Source organism: Neisseria sp. P0009.S007 (genome assembly GCF_051962515.1).
Genome location: NZ_JBQCVF010000551.1, coordinates 1 through 1,001, shown reverse-complemented (window position 1 = coordinate 1,001; position 1,001 = coordinate 1). Strand labels below are relative to the sequence as shown.

The 1,001-nt window shown below is 49.2% G+C and carries 1 protein-coding gene and 1 pseudogene; both read right to left on the bottom strand.

Translation table 11 applies throughout. From position 1 onward, the window contains the following. On the bottom strand, positions 1 to 743 hold a 743-nt coding region (locus ACTHS3_RS14730; RefSeq protein ID WP_440368337.1), incomplete at its 3' end, for an ABC transporter permease subunit. 99 nt (positions 744 to 842) lie between these two features. Continuing rightward, positions 843 to 1,001, bottom strand: a pseudogene (locus tag ACTHS3_RS14725) (CobW family GTP-binding protein); the annotation flags it as partial.

The following is a 1,001-nucleotide window of genomic DNA, read 5'->3' as shown; positions in this document are numbered from 1 at the left end:
GTATAAACATATTGACGGCGGATTTCTTCAAGGAACACGTTTTTCGTCAATACGGTCATCACCGCCAAGTTGCCTGCTACCGAAGCAGTAATCGGCAAAGCCATATGCCACAAATAATCTTTGACTTTACCTGCCCAAGAGAGCGTATCGAAATCATCGCCCACCAAACCGCCCTGCGGGAACCAGGCAAAAAAGCTGCCGCCACCAAACAACACCAGCAACACCAAACCCAATACAAACGGCGGTACAGTATAACCGACCAAAATGATCATACCCGTAATCGTATCGAATCGGCTGCCATCCCTGACCGCCTTGGCAATACCCAACGGAATACATATCAAATAAGTTAGGAAGAACGTCCACAAACCCAAACTCATCGATACCGGCATTTTCTCTTTCACCAGCTCAAATACGGTTTGATGGTGGAAAAAGCTCTCACCCAAGTCGAACCGGGCGAATTTCCATACCATATCGACAAAACGCGTTACAGGCGGCTTGTCGAAACCGTATAAAGCATTCAGAGCGGCCAAATCTTCCGCACTGATGCGGTTGCCGTTTTTAGCCAAAGTTCCGGGAATACTGCGCCCCGCCGTCTCGCCGCCAACCGCACCCTGAGTCAGCTGCTGAACCATCTGCTCCACCGGGCCGCCGGGAACAAACTGAATCACGGCGAAGGTAATCGCCAAAATCCCCAACAGCGTGGGAATCAAAAGGAGCAAACGATGAAAGATATAACGCCACATGGTTAAGTGTTCCTCTATTTTTTTGATTTGAAGGCCGTCTGAAACCGCTTGCTTCAGACGGCGTTATCGTAACGGATTAATAAGCATTTGGACGATGATTTACTTCTCCAAAGCCTCCAGCAATTTTTTCTCAATCAAATCCGCGTCAAAGGATTTGGCAATCAGCTCAAAGCGAGAATCGCGGCGCCATGAAACTTGGTTTGCGCCCCATTGACCGTCCACCCAGTTCAGCCATACCCATGTACCGAGCACTTGGAA